This is a genomic window from Nonomuraea sp. CA-143628, from assembly GCF_050942315.1.
GTDB lineage: Bacteria > Actinomycetota > Actinomycetes > Streptosporangiales > Streptosporangiaceae > Nonomuraea.
In genome coordinates this window covers 8,748,116-8,763,450 of the sequence record NZ_CP192072.1, presented here as the reverse complement: position 1 = coordinate 8,763,450, position 15,335 = coordinate 8,748,116, and the positions used below count along the sequence as shown (strand labels likewise).

The window sequence follows — 15,335 nt, the reverse complement described above, 5'->3', positions numbered from 1 at the left end:
ATGCAGAGCCGTCAACTCATGGTTGACGATGGGCGATCTCCGCGAAATCGCCTCCCTGGAAGGGGTTGCGCCCACTACGCTCGCGTTTGGTCTAGACCACTGCCCGCGTGGACGGGCAGAATTACGGTCCAGGTCGTGAAACCGTTCGGAGAATCTTAGTGATCCTCATGCCGGCTCCATCGGCATGCGCCTCGCTCGCCGGGGACATGCGCCGCCTCACGCTGCCTCGAAGGCGGCCCGGAGCGCGGCCCTGGCCCTGCGGGCGGCCGAGCGCCGGCCGTACAACCGGGCGCAGAGCGAGGTGAGGACCTCCGCCATGTCACGCAACAGCTCGTCGTCGACCCGGGCGCCCGGGACGGCGCCCGACTCGCCGGCCTCCGTTTCGTCGGTGACCACGATCCGGCGGCCGGTGGCCTCCAGGGCGGCCGACAACTGCTCCAGCCCGAACCGGGCGAGCCGGTCGCGGCGCTCGACCACGATCACGCCCACGGACGCGTCGCGCAGCAGGCGGGCCAGCTTCGGCCGGTCGCCGTCCATGCCCGAGCCGACCTCGCCGACGACCTCGGTGACCGTCAGCCCCATCGCGGTGGCCGCGTGGACCACGCGGGCCGCCTGCCGATCGAGCTCGGCCAGCTGGTCGGTGCCGGACACCCTGCAGTACGCGACCGTCCGGCCCGTGACCTCGGCCGTCCGATCGAGGACCATATACCTACCGGTGGCGGTCTTGACCACCGGGACGGGCATCTTCCCGTCTCGCGCCCACTGCCAGGCGGTCTGGTAATGCACGCCGTTCCGCCGCGCCCACTCCGAGAGCTTCACATATCGACAATCTCAGACGAAGACTGAGAAAAACTGATGTTTTCACTAACGGCAAGAAACCCATAGGAGGAACCCGTCATGCGAATCGGAGTGCTCACCGGAGGCGGCGACTGTCCCGGACTCAACGCGGTGATCAGGGCGGTCGTGCGGAAGGGGGTGAGCGTCTACGGTCACGAGTTCGTCGGGTTCCGTGACGGCTGGCGCGGCCCGCTCGAAGGCGACACGATGCCGTTGGACATCCAGGCCGTACGGGGCATCCTTCCGCGGGGTGGCACGATTCTCGGCTCCTCGCGTACCAACCCCATGAAGATCGAGGGGGGCGTCGACCGCATCAAGGAGAACCTGGCGGCCACCGGCGTCGACGCGCTGATCGCCATCGGCGGCGAGGACACCCTCGGCGTCGCCAGGCAGCTGTTCGAGCGCGACGTCAAGGTCGTCGGCGTGCCCAAGACGATCGACAACGACCTGTCGGGCACCGACTACACCTTCGGCTTCGACACCGCCGTCAACATCGCGACGGAGGCCATCGACCGCCTGCACACCACCGCCGAGTCCCACCACCGGGCGCTCATCTGCGAGGTCATGGGCCGGCACGCGGGCTGGATCGCCCTGCACGCGGGCATGGCGGGCGGCGCCAACGTCATCCTGATCCCCGAGCGGCCGTTCGACATCGACCGCGTCTGCGAGTACGTCGAGTCGCGCTTCCGCACCCGCTACTCGCCGATCCTCGTGGTCGCCGAGGGCGCGCACCCGATCGAGGGTCAGATCGCGCTGCAGGCCGGCGAGCTCGACGCGTTCGGCCACGTACGGCTCGGCGGCATCGGCGAGGTGCTGGCCAAGGAGATCGAGAAGCGCACCGGCAAGGAGGCCCGCACCACCGTGCTCGGCCACATCCAGCGCGGCGGCACCCCGACGGCCTACGACCGGGTCCTGGCCACCAGGTTCGGGCTGCAGGCGATCGACGCGGCGCACGAGGGCGACTACGGCAAGATGGTGGCGCTGCGCGGCACCGACATCGTCCGTGTCGGGCTCGACGAGGCGACGGCCGAGCTCAAGACGGTGCCGGTGTCGCGCTACGCGGAGGCCGAGGTGTTCTTCGGCTGATTGAAAGCGGGTTGCAAGTGGGCGGCCGTAGCTTCTGTATCAGCGGGGTTACCGCTACAACCCCCTCAGGGTACGGCTTGCGCCGCGGCGAGTCGGCGGCCCACCACGCGCCGCAAGCCGTACCTATGACATAGCTCAAGAACGGGGCGTGCCGAAGAGATCCACATCCGGCGCGCCCCCGTTTTGCGCCACCCGGGCACCGCCCTGTGGCTGCGGCGGGACGCGTCCCTCCAGCCGGGCGCGAAACTCCGCCTCCCGGTTCAGTTCCTTCTCCGAGGGCGAGAGCATGACGGTGAGCAGCAGCCCCATGGTGATCACACTGAGCCCCACGATCAGCGGCAGCAGGAAGTCGATGGCCTTCGCGCCGGTGACCGGCCCCGCCGGGCTGTGCGCGTGCACCGACATCCCGTACATCCCCGTGTAGTGCATACCGGTCACCGCGACGCCCATGACCAGCGCCGCGCCGCCGATCTTGAGCGCGCCGCGGACCCGCAGGGTGAACCAGAGCGCGGCGGTGGCCGCGACGATCGCGATGACCACCGACAGCGCCACGAACAGCGGGTCGTAGGTGACGTCCCCCGCCATGTTCATCGCCGACATGCCCAGGTAGTGCATGCCGGCGACGCCGATGCCCGTCAGGACGCCGCCGCCGAGCAGGTACGAGGCCTGCTCGCCGCCACGCCAGACCACGAACAGCCCGGCGCCGACCACCACCACCGCGAGCAGCGCCGAGGCCGCGGTGAGCGGCATGTCGTAGCGGATCACCGTGCCCCGCACCGAGAAGCCCAGCATGGCGATGAAGTGCATCGTCCAGATGCCGGTGCCGCCGATGGCCACCGCCGCGCCCGCCAGCCAGTATCGGGCCTCCCTGGCGCTGACCAGCCGGGCCCGCGAGGTCAGCAGCAGGCCGAGCATGGACCCGATGCTGGACATGCCGTAGGCGACAAGGAGGGTCAGGGGCCCATAGGAGAAGTGGTCAATCGGCGACATACGCACACACGTCCCTTAGAGGTGAATAAGGGAGTATGAGCAGGGCTCAGGTGATTTTGCAACTACCTTCGGCGAGTTTTGGAACGTGGCGAATCTTGCGGGAACCCCTGCTGCTGCGGGGATGTAGGCGTTTCCAAGATCGGCTGCGGGTCGGGGACGGGGGCGCCGAAGACGGGTTGCGGCCGAGCGGGCTGCCGCTGAACCGGCCGTTGCTGGGCGGGCTGTTGTTGAACGGGTTGCTGTTGGGCGGGCTGCCGCTGGACGGGTTGCCGCTGGGCGGGCCGCGGGTGAAGGGGAGTGGGCGCGGGGTAGTGCTGCGGCTGCTGGTTGGCGCGCCGGCGCAGCTCCAGCCGGGCGACCAGCTCGGCGTCCTCGTGCAGCTCCTCCTCCGACGGCGACAGGATGACCATGAGCAGCATGGTCAGCGTGATCAGGCTGATCACGGTCATGAGCGGCACGAGGAAGTCGATGGCGTCGGCGCCCGGCACGGCGCTGGGCTCGGCGTCGACCGTGACGAGCATCGCGTACATGCCGGTGTAGTGCATGCCCGAGACGGCCACGCCCATGACCAGCGCCGCGCCGGCGATCCAGATGGGGCGCTTGACCCGCATCGTGAACCACAGGGCCACGGTCGCGGCGATCACGGCGATCGCGACGGAGGCGCCCACCACTTTTCGGTCATAGGAGACGTGCGCCGACATGTTCATCGCGTACATACCGAGGTAGTGCATGCTGGCCACACCCAGGCCGGTCAGCAGGCCGCCGCCGAGCAGGGCGAGCAGCCGGCCCCCGCCGTACGAGACCAGGAACAGGCCGGTGCCGACGACCACGATGGCCACGACGGCGGAGGCGACCGTCAACCACACGTCGTACTTGATCTGGGTGCCCTCGACCTCGAAGCCCATCATGCCGATGAAGTGCATGACCCAGATGCCGGTGCCGCCGATGGAGATGGCCGCCCCGATGAGCCACCGAACCCGCGAGGCGCCTCGCGAGGCGTGCGCTTGGGCGGTCAGCCGCAGTCCGAGCATCGACCCTATGCACGACATCACGTACGCGAGGAGCGGCGTGAGCGGGCCGTGGGTGAAATGGTTAACAGCGGACATTAAGTCAGTTTCCTTGCATTAGGGGTCACCGGATTGTGCCAGCTGGCCTGTCCGAATCACATGGATATCTCGACTATCTGTCAACCTGTAATGTCGGAACGTGAGAAGGGCTCATGGGTATCGAGAGGCCGTTCTGGCGCGCGATCGCGGTCTTCCGCGTCGCCTCGCTGCTGTACGCGGCGGTGTTGATGGCGCAGCACCGCGGCTACGCGGAGCCGCTCACGGGATGGCTGGTGATCGGCGTCATGGGGCTGTGGACGGCCGCGGCGATCTTCGCGTACTCCGTCGAGGCGCTGCGCCGGTGGCCGCTGCTCGTGCTCGACCTGCTGGTGGCCGTGGCCTGCCTGCTCTCTTCGCCGTACGTGCAGGGCGCCCTCCAGCAGCCCGGCGAGGGCACCATGCCGGTCCCGGCCACCTGGATCGCGGGCCCGGTGCTGGCCTGGGCGGTGCACGGAGGACGGCGGCTCGGCACGGTGGCCGCGGCCGTCGTGGCGGCGGCCGACCTCTGGCTGCGGATCCACGGGCCCGACGCGCCCGTCCTGATCAACGGCGCGGTGCTGCTGTTCATGACGGGTGTGGTGGTCGGCCACGTGGCACGGCTGGCCAAGCGGGCGGAGGAGCGCATGCAACGGGCCGTCGAGATGGAGGCGGCGCAGCGCGAACGCGATCGGCTGGCGCGGGACGTGCACGACTCGGTGCTGCAAGTTCTGGCGCTGGTCCGGCGGCGCGGCCAGGAGCTGGGCGGCGAGGCAGCGGAGCTTGGCCGGCTCGCGGGGGAGCAGGAATCGGCCCTGCGCTCGCTGTTCATCCGGCCCGCCTCTCCGCCGACCGCTGGGGTGGCGGATCTGCGGGCGCTGCTCATGCGGTACGGCTCGGCGTACGTGACGGTCTCGACCCCGGCGACGGCACTGGCGCTGCCGGGGCCGGTGGCTGAGCAGACGGCGGCGGCCGTCGGGGCGGCCCTGGACAATGTGCGCGCGCACTGTGGGCTGTCGGCGCGGGCGTGGGTGTTCGCCGAGTCGGGGGACGGCACGGTGACGGTGAGCATTCGGGACGAGGGGCCGGGGATTCCGGCCGGACGGTTAGAGGAGGCCGTGGCGGCCGGTCGGTTGGGCGTCTCGCAGTCCATCCGTGGGCGCATCGAGGGTCTTGGCGGGAAGGTCTCGATCACCAGCCTGCCGGGGGAGGGCACGGAGATCGAGCTGACGGTCCCGGCCTAGGGGGTTCACCTGGCGGTGGTTCGTCACGCGACTGTCTCAACCCCTGTGACGGTCCGTGGGTGGCTGAGGTCCTTTGGGAGGGCCCCCTCCGGGGGAGCGGACGAGGGCGGTCTGTGGGTGGCTGAGGTCCTTCGGGAGGGATACCCCCTGCGGGGGAGTGGATGAGGGCGGTCCGTGGACGGCTGGTCCCTCCGGGGGAGTGGAAGAAGGCGGCCGTCGTGGCTGGGGTCCCAAGGGTGGGCGCCGGGAGCCGAAGAGGGCGGTCTGTGGGGATGCCCCTTCGGGGAGTGGAAGGAGACGGGTCGGCGTCGCGACCCTAGAGTGGCGGCCATGGTGCGGGTGATGGTGGTGGATGACCATCCGATGTGGCGCGACGGGGTTGCCAGGGATCTGGCCGAGGCGGGCTACGAGGTGGTCGCCGCCGTGGGTGAGGGGCGTCAGGCGCTACGCGTGGCCGGGGCGGTGTTGCCCGAGGTGGTGGTGCTCGATCTGCGGCTGCCCGACATGTCGGGGGCGGAGGTGGCCGAAGGGCTGGCCGGGATGCCGGTGCCGCCGAGGGTGCTGGTGTTGTCGGCCAGTGCTGAGCAGGACGACGTGCTGGACGCCGTTAAGGCGGGCGCTTCTGGATATCTGGTGAAGTCGGCGAGCCGGGAGGAGTTCCTCGACGCCGTACGGCGGACCGCGGACGGCGACGCGGTGTTCACGCCCGGTCTGGCCGGGCTCGTGCTGGGGGAGTACCGGCGGCTCGCCGCCCAGACCGCGCCGGCCGAGGGGCCCCGGCTGACCGAGCGGGAGACCGAGGTGCTGCGGCTGGTCGCCAAGGGCCTGTCCTACCGGCAGATCGCTGACCGGCTCGTGCTCTCGCACCGGACCGTGCAGAACCACGTCCAGAACACGCTCCAGAAGCTCCAGCTCCACAACCGGGTAGAACTGGTGCGATATGCGATCGAGCAGGGGCTCGACGCGGACTAAACTCGGTGGGTCGAGGCGTTGGCCTCGGCGCGTCCCCATCACTCCCGGAGGTTCTGCCATGTCGATGTCCGCCCTGGGCGAGCCGTGCGTTCTGCTCAAGCTGGGCGAGATCGTCCTCAAAGGTAAGAACCGCGACCTTTTCGAACGCCGCCTGGTCGACAACATCCGCGAAGCCGTCAAGGAGCTCGGCCTCAAGCTCGACGTGCGCAAGCGGCACGGCGTCATCGCGATCTTCCTGCCCGACGGCGCCACGGCCGAACAGTCGGAGACCGTGGCGAAGCGGGTCGCCGACGTGCCCGGCCTGGTCTGGATCCACTCGGCCTGGCGGGTCGCCAAGGACCCCGACGCCGTGCTCAAGGCGAGTCTGGAGCTGGTGTCCGAGCGCGAGGAGGTCAAGCGCGGCGCCACGTTCGCGGTGCGCTCCCGCCGCCGCGACAAGCGTTTCCCGCTGCGCTCCAACGAGCTCGACCGGCTCGTCGGCGGCGCCATCAACGACGAGTACGGCCTGCCCGTCAACCTGAAGAACCCGGAGCTGACCGTCTCCATCGAGGTCGACAAGGACGAGGTGTTCGTCTTCACCGGCGGCATCCCCGGCCAGGGCGGCCTGCCGGTCGGCAGCAGCGGCCGGGCGCTGGTGCTCATGTCGGGCGGCATCGACTCGCCGGTGGCCGCCTACCGGATGATGCGCCGCGGCCTGCACGTCGACTTCCTGCACTTCTCGGGCATCCCGTTCACCACGTCCGAGTCGATCTACAAGGCGTACGCGCTGGTCAGGAAGCTCGACCGGTTCCAGGGCCGGTCGCGGCTGTGGGTGGTGCCGTTCGGCAAGGCTCAGCAGTCGATCCGCACCTCCGGCCAGGACCGGCTCGCGGTGATCGCCCAGCGCCGGCTCATGCTCAAGACGGCCGAGGAGGTCGCGCACCGCATCCGCGCCGCCGCGCTGATCACCGGTGACGCCCTCGGCCAGGTCTCCTCCCAGACGCTGACCAACATCACGGCCCAGGACCACGCGGTCGAGCTGCCGATCCTGCGCCCGCTGGTGGGCTGGGACAAGACGGAGATCATGGCCGAGGCCCGGCGCATCGGCACGCTGGAGATCTCCGAGTTGCCCGACGAGGACTGCTGCACGCTGCTGGCCCCCAAGCGGGCCGAGACGCGCGCGAAGATCGAGGACCTCAAGCAGATCGAGAAGCGGCTGGACGCCGAAGAGCTGGCCGTCCAGCTCGCCGACTCGATCCAGGAATACAAGCTCTGACCCGGCGAGGGAGCGCCGTCGCCTGGAGCCGGCGAGGGAGCGCCGTCGCCTGGAGGAGGAGCGCCGGGAGCGTAGCGACCAGAGCGACGGGGGAAGGCGGCGGCATGAGGCGACCGAGCCCGCCGCACGGAGTGCGGCAATAAGCAGGGAGCGCCGGGAGCGTAGCGACCAGAGCGACGGGGGAAGGCGGCGGCATTGGGCGACCGAGCCCGCCGCACGGAGTGCGGCAAATCAACCCGCGTCCACCCTGAACGGGTCGTGCTCGGCGAGCAGCTTGTCCAGGCGGGCCTGGTCGACGCGGGTGCTGACCCCCGACAGCTCCTGGCGGTCGCGTACGACCTTGCTGAGCGTGATGGTCGAGGTGATGACGTACAGGACGCCCAGGGCGAGGAAGGCCCTGATCCACCCGGAGGCCGGGAGGTAGACCAGGGCGAGCACCACGGACGACACGGACACCCCGAACGACAGGATGGCCTGGACGTAGTAGGCGGTGGTCTGGGTGGGTTGGATGGGCTTCGTCATGCCGACCATCATCAGGTTGGGCGACATGTCGGCACATGGGGTTACGTACTCAAGTTACTCATGAGTACGGCCGACCGGGCGCGTGGTGCCGGCCGTACTCATTCCAGGCGGATCAGACCGTCAGCGCGGCGGCGGCGCTCTTGCCGAGCAGCGGCGGGAAGTCCCGCATGACCTGGGCCAGCTCGCCCAGATCGGTGTCGACCAGCGCCTGCGGCCCGTCGACGATCGCCTGCTCGGGATGCGGGTGCACGTCGATGATGACGCCGTCGGCGCCCACGGCTATCGCCGCGCGCGTCAGCGGCAGCACCAGGCCACGCTGGCCGCCCGAGTGCGACGGGTCGACGATCACCGGCAGGTGCGACAGCCGCTGCGCCACCGGCACGGCCGAGACGTCGAGGGTGTTGCGCGTGGCGGTCTCGAACGTCCGGATGCCGCGCTCGCACAGCACGATGTCGAGGTTGCCGCGCCGCGCGATGTACTCGGCGGCCATCAGCCACTCCTCGATCGTCGAGCTCATGCCGCGCTTGAGCATGACCGGCCGGCCCGCCGCGCCGACCGCCTGCAGCAGCGCGAAGTTCTGCGCGTTGCGGGTGCCGACCTGCAGCATGTCCGCGTAAGAGGCGACCAGGGCGACGTCCTGCGCGTCGACCACCTCGGTGACGATCGGCAACCCCGTCTCCTCGCGCACGTCGGCGAGGATGCGCAGGCCCTGCTCGCCCAGCCCCTGGAAGGCGTACGGCGAGGTGCGGGGTTTGAAGGCGCCGCCGCGCAGCAGGGTCGCGCCCGCCGCCATGGCCATCCTGGCCGCCTCCAGCGTCTGCTGGGGCGTCTCCACCGCGCACGGCCCCGCGATCAGTGTCACGGTGCCGGGGCCGATCGGCACGCCGCCCACGTGGACCGTGGAGCGTTCGGGATGGTTCTCCCTGCTCACCAGCTTGTACGGGGTGCTCACCCGCATCACGTCACGCACCCCCGGCATGCCCCGCAGGCTCGCCTCGTCGAGCTGGGTCACATCGCCCACCAGCCCGACGATCGTGCGCCGTACACCCCTGCTCACGAACGCTTCTACCCCGGCCGCCTCGACGACCGCGACGATCGACGCGATGTCATCCCCGGTTGCCTCCTGGCCCATCACGATCACCATCTGCTGCTCCTTTGATCAAGCGCGGAAAAGCCCTGGAAACGCCGAAAGGCCCCGGGTCCATGTGGACCCGGGGCCTTTCGTTCGCCTGTCTGCTAGCGCAGCGTCAGGTGGCGAACGGACACGGGTCCGTCGCCATACCAAAACACGAACGCTTTACGCATAGTCGCCATCGTAGCGCACCGCACCCGCGCGCAAGGCAGACACGGGCCGATGGCAGGATGGCCCAAGACCACGGAAACCGGCGAGGGGAGTGTACGTGGAGGAATCGCGGCTGCCTCCGGGCCAGTACGTCCCGCGCGGCCGGCCGGTGATCCACTACGGCAGGGTGCCGCAGTTCCGGCCCGAGAGCTGGGACTTCCGTGTCTTCGGAGCCACCGCCTCGGGCGAGGAACACCGCTTCACCTGGCCGGAGTTCGAGAGCCTGCCCCGCACCGGCGTCATCGCGGATTTCCACTGCGTCACCAAGTTCTCGATCATGGGCAACGAGTGGCGGGGCGTCAGCCCGGCGACGATCGTCGCGGCGGCCCCGCCCGACCCGGGTGTGCGGCACGTGATGATCTGGGCCGAGTACGGCTACAGCGCCAATCTCCGGATGTCCGACTTCACCGCCTCGGACACGCTGTTCGCCATGGAGCTGGACGACAAGCCGATCAGCGCCGACCGGGGCTTCCCCGTACGCGCCGTCGTGCCCCATCTGTACGCCTGGAAAAGCGTCAAATGGGTGCGGGCCATCGAGTATCTCCTCGAAGATCGCCGAGGCTTCTGGGAGGAACGCGGCTACCACAACGTGGCCGATCCCTGGCGCGAGCAACGCTACTCCTACCAGGAAGAACCCGGCGAGGGCCCTCCGTAGGGTTTCCGCCCGAACACGGTCGGTTGTTGGCTACGGTTGCCCGCATGTCGACCACCGCGTACGTGGTGCTGTCCTGCCTGACCTTCGTCCTCGGCTACGTCGTCGCCCTGGTGCCGCGGGGACGCCGGGAGCCGCGCGAGCCGTCCGATCCGGCGGGGCCTCCCCCGGGTGACTGGAGGGACGAGGCGACGTACACGGCGTTGCACATCGCGGCGCTGGCGGCCCCCTCCCTGCGCGCCGGGCTGAACCGCGACTCGGCCCGCAAGGCCGTACGCCATCTGCACGCCCTGCTCGGCACCTACGCCGTCGCGATCACCTCGACCGAGGCGGCGCTGGCCTGGGACGGCCCGTGCACCGACGAGGTGCTCACCTACGCGCGCACCGCGCTGGCGTCCGGGCGGCCGCAGGTGTTCGCCGGGGAGCCGTACGGCGCGGTCGTGGTGCCGCTGCTCGTCGACGGCAAGCTCGTCGGCACGCTGGCGGCCTTCGACCAGGAGGTGAGCGCGGCGCTGGTGCGTACCGTCACCGAGGTCGGCCGGTGGGTGTCGGGCCAGCTGGAGCTGGCCGAACTCGACACCTCGCGGCGGCGCGCGCTGGAGGCGGAGATGCGCGCCCTGCGGGCGCAGATCTCGCCGCACTTCATCTACAACGCGCTGACCACGATCGCCTCCTTCGTCCGCACCGATCCGGCGCGGGCCCGGGAGTTGCTGCTGGACTTCGCCGACTTCGCCCGGTACGCGCTGCGCCGGGCGCACGACTTCACCACCCTGGCCGACGAGCTGACCTGCGTCGACCGCTACCTGCTGCTGGAGCGGGCGCGCTTCGGCGACAGGTTGCGCTTCAGCGTGCAGGTGGCGCCGGAGGTGCTGCCGGTGCCGGTGCCGTTCCTGTGCCTGCAACCGCTGGTGGAGAACGCGATCAAGCACGGCATGGGCAGCCGCGGCGGCGTCGGGCAGGTCCGCGTGGTGGCCCGCGACGCCGGCCCGGAGGCGCACATCACGGTCGAGGACGACGGCACCGGCATGGACCCCGAGCACGTCAGGCGGGTGCTCGACGACGACCCGAGGCGCGAGGGCAACGGCATCGGCCTGGCCAACGTGGACGTGCGGATGCGGCAGATCTACGGCGACGGCTACGGGCTGGTGGTGGAGACGGCGCTGGGCTCGGGCACCACCGTGCGGCTCCGCGTGCCGAAGACGCGTCTCAGCTCTCTGTAGTCAATTATTCGCGCTGCGTGCGCAAGTGGGTTGTGACCTCAGCGTTATTAAGGCAGCGTGGTGGTCATGCTGCGTGTGCTGGCCGTCGACGATGAGGTGCCCGCTTTGGAAGAACTGGCCTACTTGCTGCGCAAGGACGCCAGGGTGGAACGGGTCACGACCGCGAGCGACGGCGTCGCGGCCCTGCAGGAGATGGTCCAGATGATCGGGACCGGCGAGCGGCTCGACGGGGTGTTCCTCGACATCCGGATGCCTGGCATCGACGGGCTCGACCTGGCCAAGCTCGTCGGCGGATTCCCCAGCCCGCCCAGGCTGGTGTTCGTCACGGCGCACGAGGACTGCGCGGTGCGGGCGTTCGAGCTGGAGGCCGTCGACTACCTGCTGAAACCGGTCCGGGCGGAGCGGCTGGCCGAGGCGGTGCGCCGGCTGGAGGTGGCCGTGGCGCCGCCCGCCGAGCCGGCCCTCGACGACGTGATCCCGGTTGAGCTGAGCGGGATCACCAGGTTCGTCCCGCAGCAGGCGGTCTGGTATGCCGAGGCGAAGGGCGACTACGTACGCCTGCACACGGTCGACGGCAGCTACCTCGTACGCATGTCCCTGGCGGCGCTGGAGCGGCGCTGGGCCGACGCCGGGTTCATCCGGGTGCACCGCAGCACCCTCGTCTCCGCCAGGCACGTGAGCGAGCTCAGGTTCGAGGGCGGCAGGGTGATGCTGACCGTCGGCACCCAGACGCTCCAGGTGAGCAGGCGGCACAGCCGCCAGGTGCGCGAGCAGCTGGTCCGCCAGCATCGCGGCGCCATCTCCTGACCCGCCGCGGCGCCCCCCTTTGGCCGGGCGGGCGCCCCCTTTGGCCGGGCAGGGCGCCCTCTTTTGCCTCGGCGCGGCGCCCTCTTCTGACCCGTCGCGCCGCCCGATTCCCGGGTGAGGTGGGCGTGAATACGGGGAGTGTGAACGGGCCCCCGCGCGGTTCGCCGCGCCGGGCGATTTCTCCGTGATGGTGACGAGTTCCCTGGTCACACCCGGTCGGGTGGCTCTGTGGCGTCCGGACGGCCGTCGTGTCCGGGAGCGCGGGGTCGCGGAAGTGACCGCTCGTCGTGCCGGAACCGCCGTTCGTCGTACCAGCACGCTCCGTATGGCGATGACTACAGACCGTTCGACGAGCTGTCCGTAAACGGGGGGTCGCCCGCAAGATCGCGACCGTAGTGTTTGCGCATCGGAAGCCACCCGGCGCATCAGGGGGGACGGGCCGAAAGGCTCGCTGATTAGTCTGATGCGCCGGATCCTCCGGTGACCGCGCAGGTCACCACGGCTGTCGGGCCCTCTACCGGGGGGCAGGGCCCGCCTGCCGAGCACGTGTGGGACGCCCGCTGTGGCCGCGGAAAGGACCGCGATCCGGCTTACGGGGGTGGCCGGATCGCGAGAGCGGGCGTCCCGACACGTGCACCAACGCTCAGACGGGCCTGGCGGAGAGCTATGGCTCGTCGCGGAGCTTCTTGAGGGTGGCGATGTCCTCGCGGTGCTTGTCGGCCTTCCCCGGCGTCTCGATGCAGATCGGGACGCCCGCCACGGCCGGGTGCCGCATCAGGTCGGCGAACGGCTGGGCGCCGATGTGCCCCGCGCCGATGTTCTCGTGGCGGTCCTTCTTCGAGCCGCACACGTCCTTGGAGTCGTTGGCGTGGATCAGCTTCAGCCGCCTCGGCGCGATCGCGTGCAGCGCGTCGAACGTCTCCTTGACCCCGCTCGCCGCGACCAGGTCGTGCCCGGCCGAGAACGCGTGGCAGGTGTCGAGGCAGATATTGGCCCGCGGGTGCCAGTCGAGCGCCGCCAGGTAGGGCTCCAGATCCTGCACCGTGGCGCAGAGCATCGCCCCCTGGCCCGCCATCGGCTCCAGCAGCAGGTCGGGGCCGCCCTCGGGGATCTCGTCGAGCAGCGGCAACAGGTGCTCGCGCAGCTGGCGCATCGCGTCGTCGCGCGGCTGCGTCACCGCCGAACCCGTGTGCACCACGACTCCCTTGGCGCCGACCTCGGCGCCGCGGCGCAGCGTGTAGCGGACGAGCGCGATGGTGCCGGCCACCGTCTCGGGGTTGGGCGAGCCGAAGTTGGCCAGGTAGGGCACATGCACGAAGGTATCGACACCCGACGCGGCCAGCGCGGCGTCCTCTTCGGGCTTGCCCGGCGTGAGCGCCCAGGCGCGCGGGTTGGTGACGAACACCTGGATCATCTCGGCGCCGATCTCGGCCATGTACGCGAGACCGCCCGTCGCCAGGCCGCCCGCGACGGAGACGTGCCCGCCGATGAGAGAGGTTGGGGTCATGATGCCTAACAGTTTAGGCGGGCGGCGGAGCGGGCCGGCCGAGCGGGATATGCGGCGAGCTTGGAGCATGACACGAAAAGTCCTAGCCAACCGCTGGGCCAGTTGAGAGTTCTTGCGGATGGACCGGGCACCAGGCGGGTGTGTGTACTGCTGCTATGCCCAACACGCTCACCGGTCTGGCCGGGTTCAACGCCCGGGAGGACATCGAGGCGGAGCTGCTCGCCTGCTGCGCCTCCCGCGCATTCGCCAGGTCCGTCGCGGCCCGGCGCCCCTACAGCGACCCGGAACGGCTCGCCGCCGCCGCCGACGCGGCCGTACGCGGCCTGGCCTGGCCCGACGTACTCGAAGCTCTCAGCGCCCACCCGAGGATCGGGGAGCGCGCCGAGAGCGCCTGGTCCAGGCAGGAGCAGTCGGGCGTGGAGGACGACACGCGCGCCGAGCTGGCCGAGGGCAACCGGGCGTACGAGGACCGTTTCGGCCACGTCTACCTGATCTGCGCCACCGGCCTGACGGGCGCGGAGATGCTGGCCAGGCTGCGCGAACGCCTGCTCCACGACGAGGAGACCGAACGCGCCACCGTTCGCGACGAGCTGGCCAAGATCACCAGGCTGCGGCTGGTCAAGCTGCTGGAGGGGTCCTGATGAGCTTCTCCACGCACGTCCTGAACGCCGTCACCGGCCGCCCCGCCGCGGGAGTGGCCGTACGGCTGGAGTACGAGGGCGAGGTCGTGGCCGACGGCCGCACCGACGCCGACGGCCGGATCAAGGGCTGGAACCCCGGCGCCGGCGTCCACCGGGTGGTCTTCGACACCGGCGCCTACCTGACCGACACGTTCTACCCCGAGGTCGTCATCACCTTCACCGTGACGGACCCGGCCGCGCACTATCACGTGCCGCTGCTGCTCAGCCCGTTCGCCTACTCCACCTACCGAGGGAGCTAGAACGTGCCCGACGTCATCCTGGGCCCCAACCGCTACGGCAAGGCGGAGACCAGGCTCGTCCGCGTCGTCCGGGAGGGCGAGGTCCACCACCTCAAGGACCTGAGCGTCAGCTCCTCGCTCTCCGGCGACATGGAGGCCGTCCACCTGACCGGCGACAACGCCACCGTGCTGCCGACCGACTCGCAGAAGAACACCGTCTACGCCTTCGCCAAGAAGCACGGCGTCGACCAGATCGAGGACTTCGCGCTCCTGCTGGCCAGGCACTTCGTCGAGTCACAGCCGTCGATCCACCACGCCAGGGTGGAGATCGAGGAGTACGCCTGGGAGCGGATCGGCGGCGACCGGCCGCACTCGTTCGCGCGCAAGGGCGGCGAGGTGCGCACCTGCGTCGTCCACCATGACCGGGACGGCCGCACCACCGTGGTCTCCGGGCTGAAGGACCTGGTCGTGCTCAACTCGACGGGCTCGGAGTTCCACGGCTACATCCAGGACGAGTACACCACGCTGCCGCCGACCACCGACCGCGTCCTCGCCACCGCCGTCGCCGCCCGATGGCGCCACGCTTCAGAAGGGTCCGCGTACGGCAAGTCGTACGAGGAGGTCCGGCGCTGCTTGCTCGAAACGTTCGCCGACACGCACAGCCTGTCGCTGCAGCAGACGCTGTACGCGATGGGAAAACGGGTACTGGACACCCGAGGCGAGGTCTGCGAGATCAGGTTCGCGATGCCGAACAAGCACCACTTCCTGGTGGACCTCTCGCCGTTCGGCCTGGACAACGACAACGAGGTCTACTTCGCGGCCGACCGCCCCTATGGCCTGATCGAGGGCGGCGTACTGCGCGAGGACGCCCCTGACGCCGCATTCGCCTGGGAGTAGAAC

16 protein-coding genes are annotated in these 15,335 nt (G+C 70.0%); 10 read left to right on the top strand and 6 right to left on the bottom strand.

Annotated features, from left to right (window positions below):
• Window positions 1-216: 216 nt before the first annotated feature.
• Entirely contained in the window at window positions 217-819 is a 603-nt protein-coding gene (locus tag ACQP2T_RS39855) for an IS607 family transposase (protein ID WP_433510024.1), read from the bottom strand.
• 78 nt (window positions 820-897) lie between these two features.
• Between ACQP2T_RS39855 and ACQP2T_RS39850 the strand changes: the two genes are divergently transcribed.
• The gene (locus ACQP2T_RS39850; protein ID WP_433510023.1) at window positions 898-1,923 is read left to right on the top strand and encodes a 6-phosphofructokinase; all 1,026 of its coding nucleotides are present in this window, start codon (window positions 898-900) and stop codon (window positions 1,921-1,923) included.
• 135 nt (window positions 1,924-2,058) lie between these two features.
• Here the strand turns inward: ACQP2T_RS39850 and ACQP2T_RS39845 are convergent, their stop codons facing one another.
• Window positions 2,059-2,913 (bottom strand): MHYT domain-containing protein, encoded by an 855-nt coding sequence (locus ACQP2T_RS39845; protein WP_433510022.1) that lies wholly within the window; start codon window positions 2,911-2,913, stop codon window positions 2,059-2,061.
• Between the two features lie 62 nt (window positions 2,914-2,975).
• Complete coding sequence (locus ACQP2T_RS39840; protein WP_433510021.1) at window positions 2,976-4,019, bottom strand: MHYT domain-containing protein; 1,044 nt, start codon at window positions 4,017-4,019, stop codon at window positions 2,976-2,978.
• Window positions 4,020-4,132: 113 nt separating this feature from the next.
• Here ACQP2T_RS39840 and macS point away from each other — a divergent pair, with 113 nt between their 5' ends.
• The 3 genes from macS (at window position 4,133) to thiI (ending at window position 7,466) form a co-directional block, all read left to right on the top strand.
• Window positions 4,133-5,239 carry a MacS family sensor histidine kinase gene (gene macS / locus ACQP2T_RS39835; protein ID WP_433510020.1) on the top strand — a complete coding sequence of 369 codons (1,107 nt, stop codon included), beginning with the start codon at window positions 4,133-4,135 and terminating at the stop codon, window positions 5,237-5,239.
• A 330-nt stretch (window positions 5,240-5,569) separates the two neighbouring features.
• Complete coding sequence (locus tag ACQP2T_RS39830; protein ID WP_433510019.1) at window positions 5,570-6,211, top strand: response regulator; 642 nt, start codon at window positions 5,570-5,572, stop codon at window positions 6,209-6,211.
• A 58-nt stretch (window positions 6,212-6,269) separates the two neighbouring features.
• Window positions 6,270-7,466, top strand: coding sequence for a tRNA uracil 4-sulfurtransferase ThiI (gene thiI / locus ACQP2T_RS39825; protein WP_433510018.1), 1,197 nt, complete (start codon window positions 6,270-6,272; stop codon window positions 7,464-7,466).
• Window positions 7,467-7,697: 231 nt separating this feature from the next.
• On the opposite strand, the gene ACQP2T_RS39820 is transcribed toward thiI, so the two are convergent.
• Together ACQP2T_RS39820 and aroF are read right to left on the bottom strand one after the other, a co-directional pair.
• Window positions 7,698-7,988, bottom strand: a complete 291-nt coding sequence (locus ACQP2T_RS39820) for a YiaA/YiaB family inner membrane protein (protein WP_433510017.1) — start codon at window positions 7,986-7,988, stop codon at window positions 7,698-7,700.
• 112 nt (window positions 7,989-8,100) lie between these two features.
• Window positions 8,101-9,132, bottom strand: a complete 1,032-nt coding sequence (gene aroF, locus ACQP2T_RS39815) for a 3-deoxy-7-phosphoheptulonate synthase (RefSeq protein WP_433510016.1) — start codon at window positions 9,130-9,132, stop codon at window positions 8,101-8,103.
• A gap of 256 nt (window positions 9,133-9,388) precedes the next feature.
• Here aroF and ACQP2T_RS39810 point away from each other — a divergent pair, with 256 nt between their 5' ends.
• The 3 genes from ACQP2T_RS39810 to ACQP2T_RS39800 all read left to right on the top strand — a co-directional run bounded on the left by ACQP2T_RS39810 (window position 9,389) and on the right by ACQP2T_RS39800 (window position 12,009).
• Window positions 9,389-9,985, top strand: a complete 597-nt coding sequence (locus ACQP2T_RS39810; RefSeq protein WP_357639851.1) for a sulfite oxidase-like oxidoreductase — start codon at window positions 9,389-9,391, stop codon at window positions 9,983-9,985.
• Window positions 9,986-10,029: 44 nt separating this feature from the next.
• Window positions 10,030-11,202, top strand: a complete 1,173-nt coding sequence (locus ACQP2T_RS39805; protein WP_357945123.1) for a sensor histidine kinase — start codon at window positions 10,030-10,032, stop codon at window positions 11,200-11,202.
• Between the two features lie 66 nt (window positions 11,203-11,268).
• Window positions 11,269-12,009 (top strand): LytR/AlgR family response regulator transcription factor, encoded by a 741-nt coding sequence (locus ACQP2T_RS39800; RefSeq protein WP_357946337.1) that lies wholly within the window; start codon window positions 11,269-11,271, stop codon window positions 12,007-12,009.
• Between the two features lie 664 nt (window positions 12,010-12,673).
• Here the strand turns inward: ACQP2T_RS39800 and ACQP2T_RS39795 are convergent.
• Window positions 12,674-13,516, bottom strand: a complete 843-nt coding sequence (locus ACQP2T_RS39795) for a deoxyribonuclease IV (protein ID WP_433510015.1) — start codon at window positions 13,514-13,516, stop codon at window positions 12,674-12,676.
• 155 nt (window positions 13,517-13,671) lie between these two features.
• Between ACQP2T_RS39795 and uraD the strand changes: the two genes are divergently transcribed.
• From uraD to pucL, 3 genes are read left to right on the top strand one after another with little or no spacing between them, the layout of a single operon-like run.
• A complete protein-coding gene (uraD, locus tag ACQP2T_RS39790) occupies window positions 13,672-14,157 on the top strand; it encodes a 2-oxo-4-hydroxy-4-carboxy-5-ureidoimidazoline decarboxylase (protein ID WP_433510014.1) in 486 nt (161 codons plus the stop codon).
• Complete coding sequence (uraH, locus tag ACQP2T_RS39785) at window positions 14,154-14,456, top strand: hydroxyisourate hydrolase (protein ID WP_433519894.1); 303 nt, start codon at window positions 14,154-14,156, stop codon at window positions 14,454-14,456. Before uraD ends, uraH begins: the two co-directional genes overlap by 4 nt.
• Window positions 14,457-14,459: 3 nt before the next feature.
• Window positions 14,460-15,332 (top strand): factor-independent urate hydroxylase, encoded by an 873-nt coding sequence (pucL, locus tag ACQP2T_RS39780; protein ID WP_433510013.1) that lies wholly within the window; start codon window positions 14,460-14,462, stop codon window positions 15,330-15,332.
• Window positions 15,333-15,335 lie beyond the last annotated feature (3 nt).